This window comes from Candidatus Phycosocius bacilliformis (assembly GCF_003112735.1).
Taxonomy (GTDB): domain Bacteria; phylum Pseudomonadota; class Alphaproteobacteria; order Caulobacterales; family Aquidulcibacteraceae; genus Aquidulcibacter; species Aquidulcibacter bacilliformis.
This window is the reverse complement of the sequence record NZ_BFBR01000001.1, coordinates 230,908-255,373: the sequence shown is the minus strand read 5'-3', so window position 1 is coordinate 255,373 and position 24,466 is coordinate 230,908. Positions and strand designations below refer to the sequence as shown.

Sequence of the window (24,466 nt, the reverse complement as noted above, 5' to 3'; positions counted from 1 at the left end):
TTAAGCCTCTATCTGGGTTTCAAATTGCAAGCGCGCGAGCCTCGCATAAAGGCCGCCTTTGGCCACAAGATCATTATGTGTGCCTTGCTCGGCAACTTGGCCATCTTCCAACACAATGATCCAATCGGCCCGCAACACGGTGGCCAAACGATGGGCGATTACCAAAGTCGTGCGATTGGCCATGGCCTCATCAAAGGCCTTTTGGACCAGCCTTTCGTTTTCGGCATCGAGCGCGCTGGTGGCCTCGTCTAGCAAAAGAACCGGGGCTTCTCGTACCAGCGCACGCGCAATGGCCAGACGCTGACGCTCTCCACCCGAGAGAGCACGTCCGCGGTCGCCAATCGGTTTGTCGTAGCCGCCCAGCCGCGACAGGATAAAGGGCTCAGCTTCGGCACGGCGCGCTGCAGCTTCGGCGGCGTCACTGCCTGCTCCCTCTTGCCCAAACAATATGTTGTCCATCGCGGTCCCGGTGAAGAGGTCAGGATTTTGAGAGACATAGGCAAATCGCTGCCGCCACGCGTGGGGGTCAGTGTCGCGCGCATCCACGCCGTCAAGATGGATGGATCCCGCGGCTGGGTCATAATAACGCAAGAGCAGCTTGAACAGGGTTGATTTGCCAGCCCCTGACGGGCCGACAATGGCCACGGTCTGGCCGGGCTTAACCTCGAAGCTTACACCTTTGAGGGCACTGCGCGCGCCATCGCTGGGGTAGGAGAAAACCACATCTTTGAACGCCACCAAGCCCGGTACATTCTCGGGCAGGTCCACCGGATTGGCAGGGGCAGCAATCTCGGGCACCTCATCGAGGATTTCTGACAATCTTTGGGTTGCCCCGGCTGCCTTTTGCACATCTCCCCAGACTTCGGCCAGCGCGCCGACACCCGATCCGGTGAGGACTGACAGAATGACAAATTGCGTCAGTGCGCCCGGCGTCATGGTATTGGCCAGCACCATGTTGGTGCCTTCCCACAGCACAAAGGAAATGCCGCAAAATACGATCCCAATCGCGACCGCCGTCATGAAACTGCGGGCAGCAATCCGGCGTCGGGCAGCGGCAAAACTTGCTTCCACGGCTTGACGAAAGCGATCGCGCGCATAGGTCTCGCGGCCAAAAGCCTGAACCGTTTCAACCGCATCAATACTTTCAGAAGCCTCAGCGGCAGCTTCGGCTACCCGGTCTTGGGCAGTGGTGGACAAAGCCCTCACCCGTCGCCCGATGGTAAACAGCGGGATCAAGACGATGGGAATGATCAGGAGCACCATGAAGGTCAATTTGAGGCTTGTGACGACCATCATCGACAGACCGCCAGCCAGCATAACGAGATTTCGCACGGCAATGGATGCCGACGAGCCCACCAGAGACTCGATCAATGTGGCGTCTACGGTAAGACGCGATAAGGCCTCGCCTGTCCGCACGCGGGCAAAATAGGCAGGCGACAGACTGATCAACCGATCATAGACATCCGCCCGCAGGTCTGCCACGACCCGCTCGCCCAATTTGGTGACAAAATAAAAGCGCGAGGCTGAAAAAATCGCCATGCACAATGCCACCCCGACCAAGAGCACAAACCATCGATTGACGGCCTCAGGTGTCGCGGTCGCAAAGCCACGATCAACCAAAGCGCGCGCGGCAACAGGCAAAGCCAAGGTCGCAGCTGCCGCCAACACCAGGAACAGGGCCGCAAAAGCCAGATCCATCTTCCGGCGTTGGATATAGGGCAAAAGGCGCAGCAAGGGGCGCAGGTCAGAGCTGCGCCCGCGTTTAGCGGCGGCATCAGCGGTCAATTCTGCTTGCAGGGCACCGCGGCTGGGGCGATCCTCAGCGGCGCGGCTGGCGGGGGTATCAGTCATGGGCAGGCAGTTAGCACGCGCGAGGCACAGGGAAAACAGACTCAGCAGTTAAAGTGAAGCCAGTTCCAGTTCGACCAATCAGTGCGAACAACCTGCTTGGCGCACTAGACTCTGAAGCGATTTTCCTCTAACCGCGCCGCTCTATTTGGTTCACAGCCGCCCTCAGCATCGCGCGCCAGTGGCTGGCCTGCGCGAAGGACAAGACGATGAAAGCCGACACACATCCTAATTACGACTTCATCACGATCGTGATGACCAATGGCACGACCTACAAGACCCGCTCAACCATGGGCGGAGAAGGCAAGAGCCTTTCGCTGGACATCGATCCCAGCGTGCACCCTGCTTGGACCGGCTCGACCAACACGTTGCTTGACCGCGGTGGCCGCGTGGCGCGCTTCAAAGACAAGTTTGCCGGCTTTATCAAGAAATAGGCATTTTCCCGGCTGATTTAACGGGATACTTACTTCACTCTGTTAAAGCGCTCGGTATGCTCCGGGCGCTTTTCTCATTTGTATCGACATCGATTGCACGCAGACTTGCGCTTGCGTTCATTTTATTTGCGCTACCGGTTTGTTTTGTAACCTGGCAATTGGTGGTCCGGCAGGACGCAGAGATTGACTTTACCCGCGCTGAATTGTCGGGCGCTGTGTTCCTTGATCCGCTTTTGGATTTGCATGCTGAAATGGCCGATACAGCAGCGGCCATTGCCGCGGGCCAGCCCGTCTCGCCTGATCTCGGCAAGGCTCTTGATGCTGTTTCACAAGCACGACTGCGGGCACCGCCCAATCTGCGCTTTGGCGATGACTATGCCGCGCTCAAGCAAGCTGTTGGTGAGTTGCAGGCGATGTCGACCTACGACCCTGCTCGGATCCGCGACGCCCTTGGGGCCAGCCAGCGCCATTTCACACGCGTTGTTGAAGGCTCAAACCTCATTCTCGACACAGAGCTGCGCACTTTCTACTTCATTCAAACTGTCGGCTTGAATGCGACACCCTTAATCGAGCAAATCAGCTATTTCGGGTCGGCAAAAGCCTTCTCCGACCGGCCAAGTCCACGACCCGATCGCTCATTTGCGCTGCTGGTTGCCAAGCATCAGGGATATTTGGACGCGCGGACCAAATTGATTGAGGCGTCGATGGATGATGCCATCCGGGTATCGACCAATGCGCGCAAAAGTCAGCTTGAACTGGCAGCGCGTCGCGCCGACATGGCGGCCAAGCTCGATCTTCTGGTTAACGATCCAGAGACCAGCCGCGCACATGACCATGCGCAGGCGGCCCGTGACGCAGTCTTGAGCACAGTCAAGCTTGCCAACCAGGAAATGATCCACGGCCTTGAGGTGCGTATCGCTCGTTTGCGAACCGATCAGGATCGTGTGCTGGGCACAGCTTTTGGGATGTTTTTGATCGCTCTCTTGGGCGTTTTGATGTTTGTTCGCGACGGCGTGGTCCATCCTTTGGGGCAATTGACCAAAGCGATGCGCCAGGTTGCCGAGGCCGACTTCACCATCGACCCACCCTATCAAGGGCGCGCGGACGAGATTGGCGGGATGGCGCGGGCTTTGAGTGTGTTTAAGGAAAATGCCCTGGCCCGGGTGCGTGCCGAACATGCTGCCAAGGCCAAATCAGACTTCTTGGCGATGATGAGCCATGAAATCCGCACCCCGATGAATGGCGTGATTGGCATGGCCCAGGCGCTGACCACCACTGAGCTGAAAGATGATCAGCGCCGAATGCTGTCGGTCATGATCGACTCCGGCGAAATCCTTCTGATGTTGCTCAATGATATTCTCGACATGGCCAAGATTGAGGCCGGAAAGATCGAGTTGGAGGCCATCCCCTTCTCGCCCCAGAAGCTGGTCAGTTCAGCCCGTGATTTGTTTGAATCCCAAGCCACCGCCAAGAATATTCAATTAACGGTCAATATTGATCCCCTCGCCGTGGACTGGCGGGTTGGCGACCTTGGCCGTTTGCGTCAGGTCCTCTTCAACTTGGTCTCCAATGCCATCAAATTTACCGAGCAAGGCCAAGTCGCAATCAGTATCCGGCAAGGCCCGAGGCAGGAACTGATCATGGAGGTGGCCGATACGGGGATTGGGATTCCCGAAGACCGTCTTGCCCTTCTGTTTGAAAAATTCACCCAAGCCGATTCATCGCACACCCGGCTTTACGGTGGTACAGGCTTGGGTCTGTCGATTGCCCGCGCCATGGTGGAGGCGATGGATGGCCGTCTTGAGGTGGAAAGTAAGGTCAATGTCGGGTCAGTCTTTACATGTATTCTGCCGCTGAAAGTCATTCCAAGTCCCGCTGAGGATATTCCGTTGCTGGGGGATGCGGGCTCACTCGCACTGGCGGAAGCTAAAGACGATCCCGAAACCCGCACCAAAGCGATGCGCATTCTGGTCGCCGAGGATAATCAGACCAATCAAACTGTATTGCAGGCACTATTGGGCAGTTTCGACATTGATCTCCATTTCGTGCTCAATGGGAAGGAGGCTGTGGAAGCCTGGCAGAATGGCCCATACGAGGTCATTCTGATGGATATGCAAATGCCTGTCATGGATGGAGCCAGTGCAATCCGAGCGATCCGGGGCCAAGAAATGGTTGAAGGGCGCATGCGCATTCCCATCGTGGCTTTGACCGCCAACGCCCTCCAGCATCAAGTCGATTCCCAATTGGAAGCCGGTGCGGATGCGCACGCACCAAAGCCGATCCATCTGCCCACCTTGCTGGCAGCCATCGAGAGTGCGATTTCCTTGTGCGAGTTGCAGAATGGCGGCGCTTATGCGCCGTGTGGTCCTGCCAAAGCGGCCTGAAGACGCATCAATTGCGCTGATACAGGGTTTTCTGGCGGGGTGTCGGCGGCATCAAACAAGCTGGCTTCGATCCGGTCGACCCGCTCATACAGACGGCGCGACCGCTCCAACAGATCCAACAGACGTTCTGGCAAGAGTGCGGCGGGCGGATTGTTGGCCGCACAGACGGTGCGTGCCCCCAAACGATATTTTGGATCGTGGGCGTCACGCGCTGACATTTCACCTTCACGCACAGCGCGATGCACTAAGAGCCATGACGCTGATTGCATTAAGCGGGTGGTCAAGCGCATGCTTTCCGACGCATAGGCCAAGGCAGAGGCGCGCTCGAGATTTTTGGCTTCCTGACGGCCGTCGCCATCTAAATAGGCGGCTGTTTCTTCCACAAGGTCCATGCCTTCGCGGAACATACGCTCGAAAATATCCGACTCGGCAAAGTCGGCGATGCGGTCAAAGGCTGTTTTCTGACCCGAAGTTTGTTTTGAAACGTCCGTCAACATTCGGCTGCTCGCCCTTCTCTTGGTTTTGACTTTAGCCCGCATTTTTCCACAGGCCAAGTCTTTGGTCCGATCCGCCCCTTTGGGGGCAGTCAGCCCTATATTATTCGACACTGCTGGGCCGGGTTCCGAACACGCACGCAGAACGCGCAGGCCAGCGAAGCACCATGCTTCTTGGCGCCCTCACAGCAAGGCGCGTGCCGTTCTCAGCCTGGGGGCGTCTTAAAAAAGGAATCTGCTGCCTTTTTGCTGCCTTCTTTTGCCTTAATCAGGTCATTTATCTGCCGAATTTCCGCCTCGAGGTCTGAAATCCGCTCTTGTAACTCTCGAATGGAGAGATCCTCCAGCCGGACAGACTGGGGAACGGACTTGGCGAATGGATCATCGTCGATCATGACTGGCCTCCTCATTCCCATTCTGGCACCGGAGTCCCAATTTTGACAGTCCCCCACGACAAGATGCGCGCTGTTGTTGCACCCGCTGGAGCTGCGCTCGAACTTGCCCTGATTGATCGCGCAGTCGCAGGGCCGGGTCAGGTGCTCATCAAGATTGCCTATGCCGGGATCAATCGGCCGGACTTGATTCAACGCATGGGTGCCTATCCGCCACCACCGGGGGCACCGCAGACCATGGGTCTGGAATGTTCGGGTGAAATTGTTGCCATTGGGCCAGGTGTCACGCGCTGGAAGCCGGGTGATCTGGTTTGTGCGCTGCTGCCCGGTGGGGGTTATGCTGATTACGCGTGGGCGGATGAGGGTTGTTGTATGGCCATACCTGACGGGTTGAGTTTGCTTGAAGCTGCAGCACTCCCCGAAACTGTCCTGACGGTTTGGGCCAATGTGTTTGAGCGTGCAGCCTTGCAGCCGGGAGAGCATTTTCTGGTCCATGGTGGGGCTTCCGGGATTGGCACCACCGCCATCCAAATGGCCAAGGCGCATGGCGCAAAAGTCTACGCCACTGCCGGTGGGGCGCAGAAAGCTGCTTTGTGCACCACATTGGGAGCAGATGTGGCGATTGATTATCAGACCCAATCTTTTGTGGAGATTATCAAGGCCGACGGTGGGGTCGATGTTGTTCTCGATATGGTTGGCGGGCCTTATGTTCAGCAGAATTTGGATTGTCTGAAATTGGATGGCCGGTGTGTGCAAATTGCCTTTTTACAGGGCCCGCAAGTCCAGCTGAATCTGATGGCCTTGATGCTCAAGCGGCTTACCCTGACTGGATCAACTTTGCGCGCCCGAACAGTGGCGGAGAAGTCACGTTTGGCGCGTGCGGTGGAAACCCATGTTTGGCCTTGGGTGGCTGGCGGCCAGGTCCGCCCGCTCATTGATTCTGTGTTTGAGCTTGAAGATGCCGACGCAGCTCAAGCGAAAATGCAGGCTAACGCCCATGCGGGCAAAATCATGCTGAAAGTCGCAGGTTAAGGGCCGATCACCCCCGTGCTTGGCCGCTTGGCCTGTCTTGTTTGTGTGGTGCGACATCTGGTCCGGGGTCTCAGGTGAGATTCGTTGCCAGATTACCGCCTCTTTCGGTTTGCAAGTGGAGCAGGCTGCGCTAACACGGCGGCCACAATCTTTACTGCGAACCGAGGGCCTCATGTCGATCCTGATCAATAAAGAAACCAAGGTGATTTGTCAGGGTTTCACCGGGAAGAACGGTACCTTCCATTCCGAACAGGCCATCGCCTATGGCACCCGCATGACCGGTGGCGTCAGCCCCGGTAAGGGCGGCCAGACACATTTGGGCTTGCCCGTGTTCAATTCGGTCGCAGAAGCTAAAGACGGCGCGGGCGCTGATGCTACGGTCATTTATGTGCCGCCTCCCGGTGCTGCGGCTGCCATCATTGAGGCGATTGAAGCCGAGATTGAGCTGATTGTCTGTATTACCGAAGGCATTCCCGTCGCCGATATGGTGCAGGTCAAGAGCCGACTGGAAAAGTCAAAGTCCCGTCTGATCGGGCCTAACTGCCCGGGTGTTCTGACCCCAGATGAGTGCAAGATCGGTATCATGCCAGGGTCGATCTTCAAGAAGGGCAATGTTGGCATTGTGTCGCGTTCGGGCACCTTGACCTATGAGGCCGTGTTCCAGACTTCCAATGCTGGTCTTGGTCAGACAACTGCGGTCGGCATTGGTGGTGACCCCGTCAAGGGGACAGAGTTTATCGATGTGCTGGAGATGTTCTTGGCAGACCCCGAAACCCAGTCGATCATCATGATCGGGGAAATCGGTGGCAGTGCAGAAGAAGATGCCGCTCAATTCATCGCTGATGAGGCCAAAAAGGGTCGCAAAAAGCCGATGGCAGGCTTTATCGCCGGGCGCACCGCGCCTCCAGGCCGTCGCATGGGCCATGCTGGGGCCATTATTGCCGGTGGCAAGGGTGGCGCAGAGGACAAGATCGCGGCCATGGAAGCAGCAGGTATTCGTGTAGCACCCTCACCTGCAGCTTTGGGCTCGACTTTGTTGGAAGTTCTTAAGGGTTGATGTGCTTTAGACTTGTATAAAGCAGTCGCCTCGCACGCGAATGACGCTATAGAATAATCATGTGACGGCCGGGCAAGGCCGACTTCCTTCGCCCTGACCGACCGTCCCGAAAACTGGACGGTTTGGCTAATGGCAGACGACATGCGCAGCGCGCACAATTCCGCTCTCCTCGATACGTCGTTCCTCTATGGTGGGAATGCTGTCTTTATTGAGCAGCAATATGCCAAATGGGCCGCCAATCCGGCCTCTGTGGATGCGTCTTGGGCGGCCTTCTTTGCCGGCATGGGCGATGCAGGTGGTGATGCGCAACGTGCCGCGGCAGGGCCAAGCTGGAAGCGACAAGATTGGCCGAAATCCGAAATTGGCGAACTGGTCTCCACGCTGGATGGAAATTGGGCGCTGATTGAGCCCAAGCTTGAAAAGAAAATCGCCGACAAGGCTGCCGCTGCCCCTCAGGCAGCAGGCAAGGCTGTATCTGAAGCCGATGTGCTGCGCGCCACGCGCGACTCAATCCGCGCGCTCATGATGATCCGCGCCTTCCGGATTCGCGGCCATTTGGCCGCCCGCCTCGATCCCTTGGGTCTGGATGAGGGTCGTGAGCCTCAGCCAGAATTGCAACCCGAGACATATGGCTTTGGTCCAGAGGATATGGACCGGCCGATATTCATCGATTTTGTGCTGGGAATGGAATATGCCACGCCCCGCCAAATGCTGGATGTGCTGAACCGCACATATTGTTCCACAGTCGGCATAGAGTTCATGCATATTTCAGACCCGGCTGAAAAAGCTTGGCTGCAAGAACGTATCGAGGGCCCGGACAAGAGTATTGCGTTCACCAATGAGGGAAAGCGCGCCATTCTAAGCAAGGTCATCCAGGCCGAGACCTTTGAGAAATTCCTGCACAAGCGCTTCCCTGGTACCAAGCGTTTTGGACTTGATGGTGGTGAAGCCCTGATCCCCGCCATGGAGCAAATCATCAAGCGCGGCGGCAATCTGGGTGTGAAGGACATGGTGTTGGGCATGCCGCACCGGGGCCGCCTGAATGTCTTGTCTGCGGTGATGGGTAAGCCCTATCACGTCATCTTCCACGAGTTCCAAGGTGGCTCTGCCACACCCGATGATGTCGATGGATCGGGCGATGTGAAATATCACATGGGGGCGTCGTCTGACCGGGCCTTTGACGGCAATAGCGTGCATTTGTCGCTGACGCCGAACCCCTCGCACCTTGAGATCGTCAATCCGGTGGTGCTGGGCAAATGTCGGGCCAAAATGATGAGTCATGGTCCGGAAAAGGCCGATCAGTTCCGGGCGGTCATGCCGCTTCTATTGCATGGCGATGCTGCTTTTGCCGGGCAAGGCGTGGTGGCAGAATGTTTTGCCATTTCGGGCGTGCGTGGCCATCGCACCGGCGGCACCATCCATCTGATCGTGAATAACCAGATTGGCTTTACCACAGCGCCGCGCTTCTCGCGGTCTTCGCCTTATCCATCCGATGTGGCTTTGATGGTCGCCGCCCCTATCTTCCATGTGAATGGCGATGATCCTGAGGCTGTGGTGTTTGCCGCGAAAGTGGCCACCGAATACCGCCAGAAATTTGCCAAAGATGTGGTGGTGGACATGTTCTGCTATCGCCGTTTTGGCCACAATGAAGGCGATGACCCCACCATGACCAATCCGGTCATGTATGCCAAGATCAAGAACCAAAAGACCACGCGGGAAATCTATGCTGCCCGCCTGATCGAGCAGGGCATCATCAGTGCCGCAGAGGTTGAGGCTGAGGTCAAGGAATTCGAGGCTTTCCTCGAGCAGGAGTTTGAGGCGGCCAAAACCTATAAGCCCAATAAGGCCGACTGGCTGGATGGCGTGTGGTCTGGTCTCGGCTTGCCAGAAGGTGAAGACCGTCGCGGTGACACCAATGTGTCCATCGAAAAACTCAAGCAATTGGGTGAGAAAATCACCACGATCCCGGCCGATCTCAATATCCACAAGACCGTGGAACGTGTGGTGCAAGCCCGGCAAAAAATGATTGAAACCGGTGAAGGCTTGGACTGGGCTATGGGCGAGCATTTGGCTTTTGCCTCTTTGCTCGATGAAGGTTTCCCGGTCCGCCTGTCAGGGCAGGATTCCTGCCGCGGGACGTTCTCGCATCGCCATAGCCATTTTGTCGATCAGGTGACAGAGCAGCGCTATACGCCGCTAAACAATATCTCCCCCACCCAGGCTGCCTATGAAGTGATCGATAGTGCTTTGTCGGAAGAGGCGGTGCTGGGCTATGAATATGGCTATTCACTGTCAGCACCCAACAGCCTGACCTTGTGGGAAGGCCAGTTCGGCGACTTTGTGAATGGTGCCCAAGTGGTGATCGACCAATTCATCAGCTCAGGCGAGCGCAAATGGCTGCGCATGAGTGGCTTGGTGATGCTGTTGCCCCATGGCTATGAAGGCCAAGGTCCGGAACATTCCTCGGCCCGCTTGGAGCGCTTCCTGCAATTGTGTGCAGAAGACAATATGCAGGTGGTCAATTGCACCACCCCGGCCAATTATTTCCATGTGCTGCGCCGCCAGATTCATCGCCAGTTCCGCAAGCCGTTGATCGTGATGTCGCCTAAATCGTTGTTGCGCCACAAGCGTTGCGTGTCGACCTTGGCCGAAATGGGGCCTGGCTCGTCCTTCCACCGCATTTTGTGGGATGATGCCCATTATCAACCCCACACCACCACCATCCAGCTTAAGCCAGATAGCGAGATCAAGCGCGTTATCCTGTGTTCGGGCAAGGTTTATTATGACCTGTTTGAAGAGCGCGAAAAGCGTGGGCTCACCGATGTGGTGATCCTGCGGGTCGAGCAGCTTTATCCTTTCCCGGCCAAGTCGATGATCACCGAATTGTCGCGCTTCAAGAATGCTGAGGTGATTTGGTGTCAGGAAGAACCGAAGAACATGGGGGCTTGGAATTTTATGGAACCCAATATCGAATGGGTTCTGAGCAAAACCAAGTCGAAGGCCAAGCGTGCATCCTATGTTGGTCGTCCAGCCTCGGCATCCACCGCCGCAGGCCTGATGAAAAAGCACATTCGCGAACTTGAGACTTTCCTCAATGAGGCAATGACTTACGGATAAAGTGGCCTCGGCCCTGAATGAACCAAGCCGGGGTGTTGTGCCCCATCTGAAACATGTGACTCCGCTGGAGGATTTATGCTCGATATCGTCGTTCCCGTGATGGGTGAATCCGTAGCCGAAGGCTCGATCGGTTCTTGGTCGAAAAAGGCTGGTGACGCGGTCAAGAAGGACGAGCTCTTGGTCGAAATTGAGACCGATAAGGTCGCGCTTGAGGTGGTTGCACCCGCCGATGGGGTCCTTGTTGAGATTTTGGCGGCCGAAGGTACCAATGTCACACCCGGCACCGTGATCGGCCGGGTTGAAGCCGGTGCAAGCGCAGCTGCTGCACCCGCTGCTGCCCCTGCCGCACCAGCCCCCGCGCCCGCACCAGCCCCGATTGTTGCTGCGCCCGCTTCGGCCAGCAACCATGCACCCATGCCAGCCGCGGCCCGGGCGATGGAGACGGCTGGTTTGTCGCCGGCTTCGGTCACCGGCACCGGCAAGGATGGTCGCATCACCAAAGGCGACGCATTGGCTGCCGTTGCTGCTTTGGCAGCAGCCCCTGCACCTGTTGTGGCCGCCCCTTCGGCCCCACGTGCTCTTGGCCCGCGTGAAGAGCGGGTGAAGATGACGCGCCTACGCCAAACCATCGCGCGGCGCCTAAAAGATGCCCAGAATACTGCGGCCATGCTGACCACGTTCAACGAGGTCGACATGACCAATGTGATGGCTGTCCGCAATCGCTATAAGGATGTGTTTGAGAAGAAGCATGGCGCAAAGCTCGGGTTCATGAGCTTCTTTGTGAAAGCCTGTATCGTTGCCCTCAAGGATGTGCCGGCGGTCAATGCTGAGATTGATGGCACCGACATCATCTACAAGAACTTCTATGACATCGGCGTGGCTGTGGGCACGGATAAGGGGCTTGTTGTTCCCGTGCTGCGCCATGCTGATGATCTGGGTCTGGCCGGGATTGAAAAAGGCATTGCCGATCTGGGCAAAAAGGCCCGCGATGGCGCGTTGAGCATTGAGGATATGCAGGGTGGTACTTTCACCATTTCCAACGGCGGCATTTATGGTTCGCTGATGTCCACGCCGATCCTGAATGCCCCGCAATCGGGCATTTTGGGCATGCACAAGATCCAAGATCGGCCCATGGTTGTCGGTGGCCAGATCGTGATCCGCCCGATGATGTATCTGGCCTTGTCTTATGACCACCGCATCGTCGATGGCAAAGAGGCAGTGACCTTCCTTGTTCGCGTGAAGGAATGTCTGGAAGATCCAGAGCGCATGCTGTTGGATATCTGATCCAGATAGGAGCACTGACCTTGGCCCGATTAAGTGGACAGGCTGAATGCTGACGCTGGCTGGCATCATTATCTTCTTATATGCGGTTTCCAGCATTCTGGGACTGTGGTTGGCCAGCCAGGTCACCAAAGTGCTGGAAGGTGATGGGCCTATGCCGGAGGTTTTCGCCGAAACCCCGCGTCATCACCTCGAACTCATGGTCAATTATGCAATGGGCTCGCGGGCGCTTGCCTGGCGCGTTTCGATTGGGGCTTTGGTGACCACGCTGGTCGCCTTGGCCTTTTCCAGCGCATTGGCCTTTTGGGCGCTGGGCTTTGCCTTAGCGATCGATTGCTTGTTGTTCATGACCTGTCGGGACATAAAGCCCATCCTGTCGCAGACGACGCAAACCGAACGCTTGGTCGATGCCGCTCAATGTCTGGCCTTATTGGCCAGCTTGACGCTCTTCCTCATCATGACGCTGAACGGGCGACTGGGTTGAGCACGGGCAGGGGGCGGGATTGCAGAAATCAAATCATTCATCGGTGGTACTGGCCAGGCAAGGGGCGTAAGACCACCACAGCCAATCAAGCCAAGCAGGAGCATCCATCATGGCAGATCAGTTTGACGTCGTCATTATCGGGGGCGGGCCAGGCGGCTACAATTGCGCAATCCGCGCGGCCCAATTGGGTTTGAAGACCGCCATCATCGAAAAGCGCGGTCGCTTGGGCGGCACCTGCCTGAATGTCGGCTGCATTCCCTCCAAAGCGCTCTTGCATGCCTCAGAAGCCTATGAAGCGGCCCAGCATCATTTTGCTGACATGGGCATTGAGGTGACAGGTGTCTCGCTCAACCTCGCCAAAATGCTGGCGCAGAAGGATGATGCGGTTGACGGCCTGACCAAGGGTGTCGAATTCCTGATGAAGAAGAACAAGATCACCTATCTGGTCGGTACCGGGCGGATCGCCGGTCCTGGTCAGGTTGAGGTGACCGCAGCTGATGGCACGGTGTCAGGCTTGGCGACACGCAATATCGTGATTGCCACTGGGTCAGACATTCTCTCACTGCCCGGCGTGACCATTGATGAGGAGCGGATCGTTTCTTCCACCGGCGCGCTGAAACTGGCACAGGTGCCCAAGAAGATGATCGTGATTGGCGGGGGCTATATCGGGCTTGAGATGGGCTCGGTCTGGCGGCGTCTGGGGGCCGAAGTTACGGTCGTCGAATATCTAGACCGCATCACACCGACCATGGATGGCGAGGTATCCACCCAATTCATGCGCATCTTGAAGAAGCAGGGCATCAGCTTTGAATTGGGCACCAAGGTGACGGGTGTTGAAAACACCGGAAAAGGTGTGAAAGTCTCGGTTGAACCGGCCAAAGGCGGCGAAGGCAAAGTGCTCGACGCCGATGTCGTATTGGTGTCCATCGGCCGCAAACCCTATACTGAGGGCTTGGGGCTGGAGACGGTCGGCATTGCAACCGATCCACGCGGCTTCATTCCGTCTCAACATTGGGCGACCACCGCGCCTGGCATTTATGTCATTGGTGATGTGACCTATGGGCCCATGCTGGCGCATAAGGCTGAAGAGGAAGGGGCGGCAGTGGCTGAGATCATCGCTGGCCTGCCCGGCCATGTGAATTTTGATGTCATTCCGGGCGTGGTCTATACCAATCCCGAGGTCGCCAGCGTCGGCAAGACCGAAGAAGAGCTCAAGACCGCTGGGACGCCCTATAAAGTCGGCAAATTCCCCTTCATGGCCAATAGCCGTGCACGAACCAATCATGAGACTGATGGCTTTGTGAAAATCCTCGAGCATGCTGAAACCCGCCGCATTTTGGGCGTCCACATGATTGGGGTTGGCGTGGGTGAAATGATTGGCGAGGCCTGTCTTGCGATGGAATTTGGGGCTTCGGCTGAAGATATCGCTCGCACTTGCCACGCCCATCCCACCATGTCGGAAGCCATGCGAGAGGCTGGCAAGGCCGTCGACGGCTGGGTCATGCAAATGTAAACCACCCGAGCAGGCAAGGTTTTGAGCAAACCTTGGTGTCTGCGATCGCTTTTGTCCGCGCACGCTGGAGGCCACTGATGGCTGAGACCACGATCACGACCCCACTCACCCTGCCCTGTGGCGTGGTGTTGAAAAACCGATTGGCTAAGGCCGCGATGACCGAAGGCCTCGCCGACTCGATGGGGGTGCCGACGCAGGGTCTGGTGCGCCTTTATCAGGGCTGGGCGGAGGGTGGCTGTGGTCTTCTGATCACCGGCAATGTGATTGTTGAGCTTGACCATCTTGAACGTCCTGGCAATGTGGTGTTGGCGGGAGCTTTGTCTGATGCTGCCAAAGCAGCCTTCAAAGCCTGGACCCAAGCCGGGACGGCTGACGGGACGCACGTATGGGCCCAGATCAGTCATGCCGGCAGGCAGACCCAGAAGCTGGTCAATCCCCGTCCTAAGGCGCCTTCCGCGGTCAAATTGGGCTTGCCTGGTGGCCAGTTTGGTGAGCCGCAGGCCATGACCCAAGCAGAGATTGAAGCGACCATTACGGCCTATGTCGACGCGGCCCGCACCTGTCAGACGGTCGGCTTTACCGGTGTGCAAATCCACGCCGCACATGGCTATTTGCTGTCAGCATTTCTCAACCCTCTCGCCAACCAGCGCGAGGATGACTTTGGTGGAACTTTGGCCAATCGTGCCCGTCCACTTCTGGAGATCGTGCGGCGGACGCGCCAAGCCGTCGGGCCTGGCTTTGCCATTGGCGTCAAACTCAATTCTTCTGACTTCCAAAAGGGTGGGCTCACTACCGAGGATTCGGTGACGGTGGCGACTTGGTTGCAGGACTTGGGCGTGGATTTGTTAGAAGTATCGGGCGGCAATTATGAGGCTCCCGAAATGATGGGGATGGAGGGGCTGGACCCCGATGCGCCACGGCCCACCAAAAGTGCTTCAACCTTGGCGCGGGAAGCCTATTTCTTCGAGTTTGCCCGTGGCCTGCGCGCCAAGGTCAAAATGCCGATCATGCTGACCGGCGGCCTCAGAACGCGTGCTGGCATGCAGGCGGCCCTTGACGAGGGGATTGATGTCATCGGCATTGCCCGCCCACTCACCGTGGACCTGCGCGCTGCATTGCCTTTGTTAAACGGCACAAGTGACCATCTGCCAGCCTGGGAGGCCCAATTGCAGGAGCGGCCCGGCCTGTTCGGCCCGAAATCCCCGTTCAAGCTCATCCGAACCATTCAGGGTTTTGCTGGCATCTATTGGTATTATGGCCAATTCTACCGATTGGGCCGCGGGCAAGACGCCGCCCCCGCTTTAGCGCCGTTAAAGGCCATGGGTGAAGTGATGGGTCTGTCCAAACGCTGGCTTGCAGCCCGCCGCAGCAACACATATTTCTCGCCGGTGTGAGGATGACACCAGAGCCGTGCGCCGTCACCACGGCCGGGGGCACCCATTTGGACCCGCACGCCACCCTCCTGTAGTGCCCCCGGCATTGCCCGCTTGGCTTAGCCAAAATTCATGGAGACCCATGGGCCTCGGCCATGAGACCGATGATAATGGCCCAGACCGCCAATTTGGTTCAGTTGAAACCCACGCACGTATTCGCCAACTGCGGAGGTCAAGCCTCAAGACCGCGCTTTACTGGCTGCAGCTGTTGGCTTTGCCTTCGTGGCTGGCGCACCCATGATGAACTCAATCTGCTCGGGATGGTCGACCCAGACGCTGGGACCATTGGAGCTTCGGACAAAGCCGCGCACCCGGATCGATCGGCCTTGCAGTGCCAGGATTTCTTCTGCCCCACCCTTCCAGAGACCAAAAGCGCGTGCCGGGACGATTGCCGTCACGTCGGTTTTCTCATCCGTGCCGAAATTGAGGTAAATGACCTGACCTCGCTGGCTGGCTTTCTCCACCCGCCCTTCCATCAATTGGAAACTATTGAGCCCACCTTGCAGGGCTTCAGGTGTGGCAAAGCGGACTTGGTAGGGCCCCGCGGTCCACAGACCCCGCCCAGCTCGTCGCGCCTCCCGCTCTGCCTGCCACAGGTCACCAATCGCCTGACGATTATCAGCATAGGTATGGACCCGCGCCAAGCCGTCGCGCAAGATCCGATCTTGCACCCAGATGGGCTCTTTGCCAAAGCCCTGCGGGATAAAGACATGGGCAATGGCGCGGCCGCGTTTGTCGCGCCGCAAACCATCATAGCGCAATTCAACCTTCTGGCCGAGGATCAGCCGCTCTAATTCCTGGCTTGCGCGCGGACCCCACTGATCGCCCGGGCGAACCCGCGGGGCTTCGACCTCCGCCAAGCGGACCTCGAGCCCCGACTCCAGGACAAAACTATCCCCATCCAGCACTTTGCTGACTTGCCCACTTTCGCCACGCTCAAACCGAGGGCTGGCGGCGATAATGGCTGCGACTACACCAAACAAACCAATCAATTTCAGAGATTTACCTAATGTCATCACACGCCCTGCCTCTTCTTGGGTTGTGAATGACCTCAGCCTATGTTCTTGTTTTGATCTTGTCGAGTCTTATTTTAGGTAAGCGCGCAGATTTTTTTGATCAGGGATTTAACCGTATGAAATACCGGTCAATTTTTCCGACAGGGTCCATAGGTCGCGGGCAATGTCTTGGTCCACCGCATGCGCGCGGACTTCGCCATGGGCTTTGCCGCCGGGCTCTGACAATGCGGCAATGTCGCAATCCTCACAATAGACTCCACCGATCCCGTCAAGCTGTGGCGAGGTGGCGCACCACACGCTGGTGGCCGCCCCTTGTTCGGGGGTCTTAAACAGCGGATTGAGATTACCCTCCTGATCCATCCAGCCCATGGCGATCATTTCTTCCTTGGGTAAATGGCGCTGCAGATTGGTCATGATCCCACCGGGATGGACCGAATATGCGCGGATGCCATGGGCCTTACCTCGCGCGTCAAGCTCGACCGCAAACAGGCTATTGGCGCTTTTGGCCCGACCATAGGAGAGCCATTTGTCATAAGGCGTGGTCTCGAAATTGGGGTCGTTAAGATCAACCCCGCCAATGCGGTGGCCGATGGATGACACCGAGACAACCCGCGCACCCTTGGCGTCGACAAGACGGGGCCATAGCCGACCAACAAGCTGGAAATGGCCCAAATGATTGGTGGCAAACTGGCTCTCATAGCCGCGCTTATCGCGCGTCAGTGGGTTGGCCATGATGGCGGCATTATTGATCAGGATATGAACGGGTCCGCCGATCCCCTTGGCAAAAGCATCGATACTCTCAGGATCTGACAGGTCGAGGGCGGTAATCTCCACCTGGCCTGCGACGTCAGCAAGCTCCACCTTGGCCGCGTCGGGCCGGCGAGCAGCGACAATGACGCGCGCTCCGGCACTGGCAAGCGCGCGCACCGTTTCCAGTCCCAGCCCGGAATAGCCACCGGTGACGATGGCGGTTTTGCCGGTCAAATCGCGTCCGGCGATCACATCTAGCGCCGCTGTCCGCATGCCAAAGCCTGAATTGAGCGGTTTTTGGTGTTCTGAAATGGTCGCCATTTTATCTCCTCCAAGCAATGTCTCACCAAATTGTGACCGAGGAAATCAACGCTGCCTAGCCCCATTCCCAATTTCATGCAGGCCTGAGGGCTGTGATCACACAGTTTACCCGTTGACCCCGTCTGTTGACGCACCGAATCGTGGGCATAAGGTGGGCCGAAATCATCAGATGATAGGCACCATGGCAGACGGTCATTTCCCTACCCCCACAGAGGCCATCCCAGCGACCCATGCAGACCGGGTGTATCAAGCCTTGTTGCAGGATATTCTCGAAAATGGTCAGCGGCGCGAGGATCGCACGGGGACGGGGACATTGGGTGTATTTGGCCGTCAGATGCGCTTTGATCTGGCCGATGGCTTTCCCTTATTGACCACCAAAAAACTGCACACACGCTCAATCATCATCGAGCTTTTGTGGTTTCTGCGCGGGGAAACCAATATTGGCTGGTTGAAGGAAAATGGCTGCTCGATCTGGGATGAATGGGCCGATGCAGATGGTGAACTGGGCCCAGTCTATGGCAAGCAATGGCGGTCTTGGGCGGCCCCAGATGGGCGCAGTATCGATCAGATCAACCAATTGGTTGGCGCGCTGCGCGCCAATCCTTGGTCTCGTCGGCACGTTATTTCAGCGTGGAACCCGGCAGATGTCGACGACATGGCGTTGCCGCCGTGCCATTGCCTGTTTCAGTTTCATGTCTCAACCGATGGCCGCTTATCCTGCCAGCTTTATCAGCGGTCAGCCGATGTCTTTTTAGGTGTGCCCTTCAACATTGCCTCTTATGCCTTATTGACCCTGATGATGGCGCAGGTGGCCGGCCTGAAGCCCGGTACATTTGTGCACACTTTGGGCGACGCCCACCTCTATGTGAACCATTTGGATCAAGCGCGCCTGCAGCTAGAGCGTACACCTTTTGCCCTACCCACGATGCGGCTCAATCCAGAGATTACCGATATCTTCGGCTTCAACTATGGCGACTTCACGCTTGAGAATTATCAAGCCCACCCGCACATCAAGGCGGCGGTCGCGGTTTAAGCGGCGGCCCGCTTCCGTGGAGCGGCACCCCGATCTAGAAATTCAGCCAAGACTTCTTGTTGCCAGTGCTGGCCGTTTCATCCTCTGCGCCTAATCCATCAAAGCTCTCAATACCCGGATCATCCGGCACAACCGGCGTGGTGTCGGTCGCCCCTGCCTGCCCGGGCTGGCCTGTGCGTTCGGTCAGGCTGGCAAGCTCAGGTGCCGCCAGACGTTCAGAATCAGACCGTTCCAGCCGTGGATGGACCAAAACGCCGCGATCCCCATAGGATTCGATCAAACGCGCCCAGTCGGCATCCTCATAGGCAAAGGCAATGCCATCGGGGTCCAGATCAGACCAATCAGGCTCACGCGGTGCATTAGCGCCTTTGGCCAACCACTCCCGCGCCCCCGCTTCATCCCCCGCCGTCTTGGCGGCAGCCGCCCGCAGCCCCAGAATGCGCGAGGTCGGCCGTTCGGCCAGTAAAGGTTCCAGACCCTGTATGGCCGTTACGGCATCCTGATTGAGCAGGGCCTGTTCCACACCCAAAATCCGGCTTTCGCGGTGATTGGGATTCAGCCGGATCAATCCATCCAACCAACGTGCCTGCGTTGGAATGGGCTCCTCGCTTTTGAGGTCGCGATAAGCAATCGCAAGGGCAGGGTGAGGAGCGGCCTCCCACGCTGATTCCAAGGTTCCGGCGGCTTGCCATTGCTTGCCGACCATGGCTTGCAGCCGCGCTGCCATCACCGCCGCTGGGGCAAAGCCGGGCGCAAATTTGATGGCACGTTGGGCCAGTTCAAGGGCTTGGGCGGGATCCATCATCCGTTCGGCGCGATGGGCTGCTGCGGAAAGTACGACCGCCCGCCGGCGCGTCGCCGTCTTCTGGCCGACAAGGCCGCGCCGCTCGGCATCATCAAGCGCACCCAGCGCCCCATCCCAATCTGCTGCTAAGACGCGGCGATGAAACAGGAATTCCGCTGGCCACGGGGCCTTTTTGGATTGCTGCAAGGCTGCTTCGGCGTGCGAAATAGCCGCAGCCATATTGCCACGATTGAGCGCCAATTCTGCCAAGCCGCGCCGCGCGGCGACACCATAGCCCGCCACATCGGTGAGTTCGCCATAGAGGCGCTCCCCGGCCGCTCCGTCACCGGCGATCACGGCAGCCTTTGCCGCAAGGAACTTCGCGCTTGCTGCATCGGGTGAAAAGCCCAGCGCCTTTTGGGCATGTCTGCGGGCTTCAGAAATCTCCCCACCCTCAAGGGCGGCCATGGAAAGACCCAGAGTATCGAGGCATTTCTTGCGGGCATTTTCCATTTGGGCCCGCTTCATGCGGGCAGGCAATCCCCACAGCCAACCGATGAAGCCCCATGTCGCTGTCAGGATGATGGTGACCAGCATTGCAATCGCCGCGGCAACTCCAGGGCTGGCGCTAATCTTGTGCTGACCGTCATTATAGACGATTTCACCGGGCATGATCGCCAAAAACACAAATCCGGCCAGCAACGCCAACCCGATGGCAATCAGTACAATCAGGCGGATCGTTTTCATGGCAGAGTCCCTTGCCCGGATTGGGGAGCAGTTCCAGTTGTGGCACGATTTGCCGGCGGAGATGCAGGAATAATGCCAACAGGGCTTGAGGGCGTGGGTGCTGGACTGACGGTTCCACCGCGACCGCCCCGCTCAACCGCCCCCCGCAACGCCGCAACTCGCGCTTCAAGTTCAAGCCTTCCTTGGGCTCCAACCAGCCAGTCACTCACAACCGCCGGCGCAGGACTAATGGCCTTGACCTCCTCAATTGCCGCCGAAAGGTCACCTTGATCCAGCTTGAGTTTGGCGCGCAAAAGGCTCGACTGCGGGCTGGTCCCAGTAACGCTGGCGACTTGCTCAACACGAACCAGACCCGAGAAAAAGCTCTTGAGCCATCCCCAGAAGCCGCTCTGTTTCAAAGCCTCCCGGTCGGCGGCCTCAATCGCGGGTCCAAGGGCTGCAAAGCGTTCTTGTAACAGGACGCGTGTCGGCACGCCTTTGCGGGCAAACTCTTCCAAGGCGGCCACTTCGGCGGTGCCGGGCATTGCTGCCCGGACGGTCTCAAACTCTGGCCAGAAGGGGCCGGGTCGGCTGGCGGCTTCCACCAGATTGATCACAGCGAAGGTAACCCCTGGAGCAGGGGCTTGCGCAGCCTGGCTTTGCAGGCCCTGAACCAGCGCCTTAAGGCTGGCGATATCGCTTTGCAGGCCGGCTATAACCGCCCCGCCTGCCCCGGTTGGATCAAGGGCTGCAAGTCTGGTTTCAATTGCGGTTACGCGTCCAGCAACACCCTTCAATTCTGCGCCAAGGTCGCCTGTGTCAGGTGTGGTGGCAGATGGAGGTGTTGCACCTGGGCCAGTAGGGGGGCTGGGGTTGGTCCGGGCTTCAAGCTGGCTGACCCTCCCCTCTAAGGCCTTCAAGCGGGCGGCGACATCGCCCAACGCCGTGGTCACCCCTCCGGCTTGTGCCGCAGGCTGCGGGGCCAAAGTCGAAAGTCCCACCGCTTTAAGCAAGGCAGGCTGGCTTAAAGCGGTCAAAGCCAGAACCGCGCCACCCCCTGTGGCCAAAACTGACATGATCAGCACCGTGAACAGGCCAACACCGCCTCGTGGCGCGGGTGTTGTGGCGGGGCCAGTGTTTGCAGGTGGCCAGCTGCTGGCCGTTTCTGATGCAGCAGCCTTACCCGTTGCGCGCAATTGCGCGTCCAAAAACGGGTCGGATATCGGACGTGGGGCTTGGGTTTCCTCGCGCAGGATTCCGGCGGCTTGTTCCGGCACCACCTTGTCGGTGTCCGCAGCGGCAACAGGATCAGAAGCGCCGGATGGGGGCGACACGTCGGCGGGGTTAGGGTCAGTTGATAGCTTTTTGTTTGCCATGGTCTTGTTAAACTCTGCTGCGCCCAATCACTCAAGGCCTTCTTGCGTCATTGCCTCACGCAAGGCCGCCATCAAGGCGGCTTCGTCGGGGGCTTCGGCCATATGCTTAGAGCTAAAGTCGTATGTTTCCAGCGGCTTAAGACAGGCCGCTGAAAGGCCAATCAACTGCCAGCGCCGCAAATCTGCATCCGAATCTGCAATCGCCGAACCCAGCCTGCGGGCCCCAGCCGGGGAGTGGATCAGAACAAAGCCATGCGCGCTGGCCAAGGTTTCGCGCAGACGGGCTGGGAAATCTGGATGGTCAGCAGTCGTGTAAACCTCGATGTGACGGGCTTCAAAGCCACAGGCGCGCAACATGCCGGTCACATCACCGGCAACTTCCTGGCCGCGCAGATGCAAGAGTGCGCCACGGCGCGGGCTCATCCGGTCAGCGGCCAGAACGGCCAGAGTTGCCCCATCGCCACCTGCTGAGATCACGGTTTCAAAGCCCGCGGTCAAGGCGGCTTCGGCGGTCGCATCGCCGACCGCATAGAGCGGCAAAGCCTTGATTGCGTCGGTCACCTCGATGGTGCGGGCAGCGGCGGCGCTGGTCATTAAAAGTGCTTGCACGCCCTCAAGGACGATCTCGGCACCTGTCGCATAGATTTGGGCGGCGGGAATCACCACAGGCGCAAGTCCCAGCGCGCGCACCGCCTCGGCAGTGACATCAGCACCAGGTAACGTGCGGGTGATGATGCACGCTGTCATGTCATCCATGCACTCCGGCCAGTCGGTCGCCCGCCATTGCCTTGATCTGGGCACCAAGATCAGCCCCTAAGTGTTGAGCCGTAGCAACACTGGCGGCCGACAAATGGGCCTCTTTACGCCAACGCGTTGTGCCATCGGCATCGAGGGCCTCGCCGATAAAGGTCAGATCGCCATGGGTATCAAGCTGGGCAAGCGCGCCGATGGCGGTTCGGCACGAGCCATCCAATGCCGTCAGAAAAGCCCGTTCAGCGGCCACTTCGATTTCAGTCATGTGATCGGCAATGCGGGCAAAGGCAGAAGCGGTTTTTGTGTCTCCGGCCCGCGCTGTGATTGCCAAAGCGCCTTGGCCAATGGCAGGCGGCATGGCCACCGGGTCCAACATCACATGAGGCACATCCCGATAACCCAAACGGGCAAGTCCGGCAGCCGCCAGCAGGGTCGCATCGCACTGACCCGCCTTTAATTTGTCCAGACGTGTGCCGACATTGCCCCGTAAGCTGATCACCGAGAGATCGGGTCGTGCGTGCTTGAGCTGGGCCACCCGGCGCAGACTGGCCGATCCAATGACGGCCCCGTGTTTCAGGTCGCTCAACCCCAAGCCCGAAACGCTGACCAAAGCATCGCGCCGATCCTCACGCTTGGGCCCGGCAAGCAAGACGATTCCGTCTGGCAATTGGGTTGGCACATCCTTCAGCGAGTGGATGGCACAGTCGATGCGGCCGTCCAGCAGCGCATCATCCAACTCCTTGGTGAACAGGCCTTTGCCACCTGCTTCACTCAAAGGGCGGTCCTGAATGCGGTCGCCGGTCGTGGTAATGGGTATAATGGGCAGATGGGTGTCAATCTCCTCCCCTGCCAACCCCAATGCTTCTGCCAACAACGCCCGCAGCTGTCCTGTCTGAGCCAAAGAAAGCGGCGAACCGCGAGCACCAATGCGCATGACAGACTTCCAGTTCCAAGCGGGGCAGATGTGCAGCCTGACCCTGATCTGACCCCGGATTCGGCAAGTCTGCCAAGCGCTTGGGGAAAGATGCCAAGTTCAGGCCCACAGCTTGCAATTGCCGATAAGCTGTCTTTTCCTTAAAGCCCGCATGCTCTAGTGGCAAGGCAGATCACGCTTTGGAGCCAGCATGCACGGGCAGTCGTCCCATTTGTCCCGCCAGATTGTTCTGGGATTGGAAACCAGCTGCGATGAAACCGCTGCTGCAGTCGTCGTGCTGGAGGCCGGACGTGCGCGTGTCCTGTCGAGCGTGGTGGCCAGCCAGATTGAGGCCCATGCCCCTTATGGTGGCGTTGTCCCCGAAATTGCCGCCCGCGCCCATGTGGAGGTGATCGACGGGCTGGTGCAGGAGGCGCTGCGGCAGGCCGATCTTGGTTTTTCGGACCTGACGGGGGTTGCGGCCACGGCGGGGCCGGGCTTGATCGGCGGAGTAATGGTGGGCCTTTTGACCGGAAAAGCCATTGCTTTGGCGTGTGGTCTGCCACTGGTGGGCGTCAATCATCTCGAAGGCCATGCGCTGTCGCCAAGGCTGGAAGCCGATGTGCCGTTTCCCTATCTCCTTCTTTTGGTGTCGGGCGGGCATTGCCAATTGTTGCGCGTGTCAGGCTTGGGCGCTTGCGAGCGGCTTGGGTCGACGATTGACGACGCGGTGGGTGAAGCCTTTGACAAGACCGCCAAGGTTTTGGGTTTGGGTTATCCCGGCGGACCAGCAGTGGAACGGGCAGCCCGGACAGGTGATGCAACCCGCTTTGCGCTGCCGCGGCCGCTCAAAGGCCGACCCGGTTGCGATTTTTCTTTTGCTGGTCTGAAAACTGCGGTTGCGCGCGAGGCGGCCAGTCTTGTGCCCTTGCAAGCCACCGATGTTGCAGATCTATGCGCGAGTTTTCAGGCCGCTGTGGGCGATGTGCTGGAGGACCGCACCCGACACGCGATGGAGTCAATGGCTGTGCCTGCGGGTGAAGCTGGGCGTCTGGTTGTTGCCGGGGGCGTGGCAGCCAATCTGGTGTTGCGCGGCCGCCTGCAAGGGCTGTGTGATGATCTTGGTTGGACGTTTTTTGCCCCCTCTCTGGCCTATTGCGGGGACAATGCGGCCATGATCGCGCTTGCAGGAGCAGAACGCTTGGTCCAGGGAATGGTGGATGATCTGGATGTTCTGGCGCGCCCACGCTGGCCACTTGATGATGTCGCCGCTCAGGCGGCTCCGGTCTATAAGACTGGGCGCAAAGGGGCCAAGGCCTAACCAG

At 58.3% G+C, this 24,466-nt stretch carries 20 protein-coding genes; 11 read left to right on the top strand and 9 right to left on the bottom strand.

Features of this window, described 5'->3' with window-relative positions:
- Entirely contained in the window at positions 1 to 1,851 is a 1,851-nt protein-coding gene (locus PbB2_RS01335; protein WP_108983481.1) for an ABC transporter transmembrane domain-containing protein, read from the bottom strand.
- Between the two features lie 206 nt (positions 1,852 to 2,057).
- Here PbB2_RS01335 and rpmE point away from each other — a divergent pair, with 206 nt between their 5' ends.
- Together rpmE and PbB2_RS01325 are read left to right on the top strand one after the other, a co-directional pair.
- Complete coding sequence (gene rpmE, locus PbB2_RS01330) at positions 2,058 to 2,282, top strand: 50S ribosomal protein L31 (RefSeq protein WP_108983480.1); 225 nt, start codon at positions 2,058 to 2,060, stop codon at positions 2,280 to 2,282.
- Positions 2,283 to 2,443: 161 nt separating this feature from the next.
- Complete coding sequence (locus tag PbB2_RS01325) at positions 2,444 to 4,666, top strand: ATP-binding protein (protein ID WP_192576100.1); 2,223 nt, start codon at positions 2,444 to 2,446, stop codon at positions 4,664 to 4,666.
- Here the strand turns inward: PbB2_RS01325 and rcdA are convergent.
- Together rcdA and PbB2_RS01315 are read right to left on the bottom strand one after the other, a co-directional pair.
- Positions 4,633 to 5,163, bottom strand: a complete 531-nt coding sequence (gene rcdA, locus PbB2_RS01320) for a protease adaptor protein RcdA (protein ID WP_108983863.1) — start codon at positions 5,161 to 5,163, stop codon at positions 4,633 to 4,635. The genes PbB2_RS01325 and rcdA overlap by 34 nt on opposite strands.
- Before the next feature lie 203 nt (positions 5,164 to 5,366).
- Positions 5,367 to 5,555, bottom strand: a complete 189-nt coding sequence (locus PbB2_RS01315) for a DUF1192 domain-containing protein (RefSeq protein ID WP_108983862.1) — start codon at positions 5,553 to 5,555, stop codon at positions 5,367 to 5,369.
- 63 nt (positions 5,556 to 5,618) lie between these two features.
- On the opposite strand from PbB2_RS01315, the gene PbB2_RS01310 reads away from it, so the two are divergent.
- From PbB2_RS01310 to PbB2_RS01280, 7 genes are all read left to right on the top strand, one after another.
- Positions 5,619 to 6,584 carry an NAD(P)H-quinone oxidoreductase gene (locus tag PbB2_RS01310; RefSeq protein WP_108983478.1) on the top strand — a complete coding sequence of 322 codons (966 nt, stop codon included), beginning with the start codon at positions 5,619 to 5,621 and terminating at the stop codon, positions 6,582 to 6,584.
- 172 nt (positions 6,585 to 6,756) lie between these two features.
- Positions 6,757 to 7,641: a succinate--CoA ligase subunit alpha gene (gene sucD, locus PbB2_RS01305; RefSeq protein ID WP_108983477.1), complete on the top strand. Its 885-nt coding sequence runs from the start codon at positions 6,757 to 6,759 to the stop codon at positions 7,639 to 7,641.
- A gap of 129 nt (positions 7,642 to 7,770) precedes the next feature.
- The gene (locus tag PbB2_RS01300; RefSeq protein ID WP_108983476.1) at positions 7,771 to 10,758 is read left to right on the top strand and encodes a 2-oxoglutarate dehydrogenase E1 component; all 2,988 of its coding nucleotides are present in this window, start codon (positions 7,771 to 7,773) and stop codon (positions 10,756 to 10,758) included.
- Between the two features lie 75 nt (positions 10,759 to 10,833).
- On the top strand, positions 10,834 to 12,042 hold the full coding sequence (gene odhB, locus PbB2_RS01295; RefSeq protein WP_108983475.1) for a 2-oxoglutarate dehydrogenase complex dihydrolipoyllysine-residue succinyltransferase: 1,209 nt from the start codon (positions 10,834 to 10,836) through the stop codon (positions 12,040 to 12,042).
- A 46-nt stretch (positions 12,043 to 12,088) separates the two neighbouring features.
- Complete coding sequence (locus PbB2_RS01290) at positions 12,089 to 12,523, top strand: hypothetical protein (RefSeq protein ID WP_108983474.1); 435 nt, start codon at positions 12,089 to 12,091, stop codon at positions 12,521 to 12,523.
- Between the two features lie 109 nt (positions 12,524 to 12,632).
- Complete coding sequence (gene lpdA / locus PbB2_RS01285) at positions 12,633 to 14,036, top strand: dihydrolipoyl dehydrogenase (protein ID WP_108983473.1); 1,404 nt, start codon at positions 12,633 to 12,635, stop codon at positions 14,034 to 14,036.
- A 77-nt stretch (positions 14,037 to 14,113) separates the two neighbouring features.
- On the top strand, positions 14,114 to 15,430 hold the full coding sequence (locus PbB2_RS01280; protein ID WP_108983472.1) for an NADH:flavin oxidoreductase/NADH oxidase family protein: 1,317 nt from the start codon (positions 14,114 to 14,116) through the stop codon (positions 15,428 to 15,430).
- A 218-nt stretch (positions 15,431 to 15,648) separates the two neighbouring features.
- Here the strand turns inward: PbB2_RS01280 and PbB2_RS01275 are convergent, their stop codons facing one another.
- Both PbB2_RS01275 and PbB2_RS01270 read right to left on the bottom strand, forming a co-directional pair.
- A complete protein-coding gene (locus PbB2_RS01275; RefSeq protein WP_108983471.1) occupies positions 15,649 to 16,485 on the bottom strand; it encodes a thermonuclease family protein in 837 nt (278 codons plus the stop codon).
- Between the two features lie 108 nt (positions 16,486 to 16,593).
- Positions 16,594 to 17,556, bottom strand: coding sequence for an oxidoreductase (locus tag PbB2_RS01270; RefSeq protein ID WP_108983470.1), 963 nt, complete (start codon positions 17,554 to 17,556; stop codon positions 16,594 to 16,596).
- Positions 17,557 to 17,737: 181 nt separating this feature from the next.
- Between PbB2_RS01270 and PbB2_RS01265 the strand changes: the two genes are divergently transcribed.
- A complete protein-coding gene (locus tag PbB2_RS01265; RefSeq protein ID WP_108983861.1) occupies positions 17,738 to 18,589 on the top strand; it encodes a thymidylate synthase in 852 nt (283 codons plus the stop codon).
- A gap of 34 nt (positions 18,590 to 18,623) precedes the next feature.
- Here the strand turns inward: PbB2_RS01265 and PbB2_RS01260 are convergent, their stop codons facing one another.
- Genes PbB2_RS01260 through hemC form a run of 4 tightly spaced genes read right to left on the bottom strand, consistent with a single transcriptional unit; the run spans position 18,624 to position 23,162 of the window.
- Positions 18,624 to 20,120 carry a heme biosynthesis protein HemY gene (locus tag PbB2_RS01260; RefSeq protein ID WP_108983469.1) on the bottom strand — a complete coding sequence of 499 codons (1,497 nt, stop codon included), beginning with the start codon at positions 20,118 to 20,120 and terminating at the stop codon, positions 18,624 to 18,626.
- The gene (locus tag PbB2_RS01255) at positions 20,117 to 21,475 is read right to left on the bottom strand and encodes a COG4223 family protein (protein WP_108983468.1); all 1,359 of its coding nucleotides are present in this window, start codon (positions 21,473 to 21,475) and stop codon (positions 20,117 to 20,119) included. Before PbB2_RS01255 ends, PbB2_RS01260 begins: the two co-directional genes overlap by 4 nt.
- 27 nt (positions 21,476 to 21,502) lie before the next feature.
- Positions 21,503 to 22,231 (bottom strand): uroporphyrinogen-III synthase, encoded by a 729-nt coding sequence (locus PbB2_RS01250; protein ID WP_108983467.1) that lies wholly within the window; start codon positions 22,229 to 22,231, stop codon positions 21,503 to 21,505.
- Positions 22,224 to 23,162, bottom strand: coding sequence for a hydroxymethylbilane synthase (gene hemC, locus PbB2_RS01245; RefSeq protein ID WP_108983466.1), 939 nt, complete (start codon positions 23,160 to 23,162; stop codon positions 22,224 to 22,226). The genes PbB2_RS01250 and hemC overlap by 8 nt, the downstream gene beginning before the upstream one ends.
- A 190-nt stretch (positions 23,163 to 23,352) precedes the next feature.
- On the opposite strand from hemC, the gene tsaD reads away from it, so the two are divergent.
- Positions 23,353 to 24,462, top strand: a complete 1,110-nt coding sequence (gene tsaD / locus PbB2_RS01240) for a tRNA (adenosine(37)-N6)-threonylcarbamoyltransferase complex transferase subunit TsaD (RefSeq protein ID WP_108983465.1) — start codon at positions 23,353 to 23,355, stop codon at positions 24,460 to 24,462.
- Positions 24,463 to 24,466 lie beyond the last annotated feature (4 nt).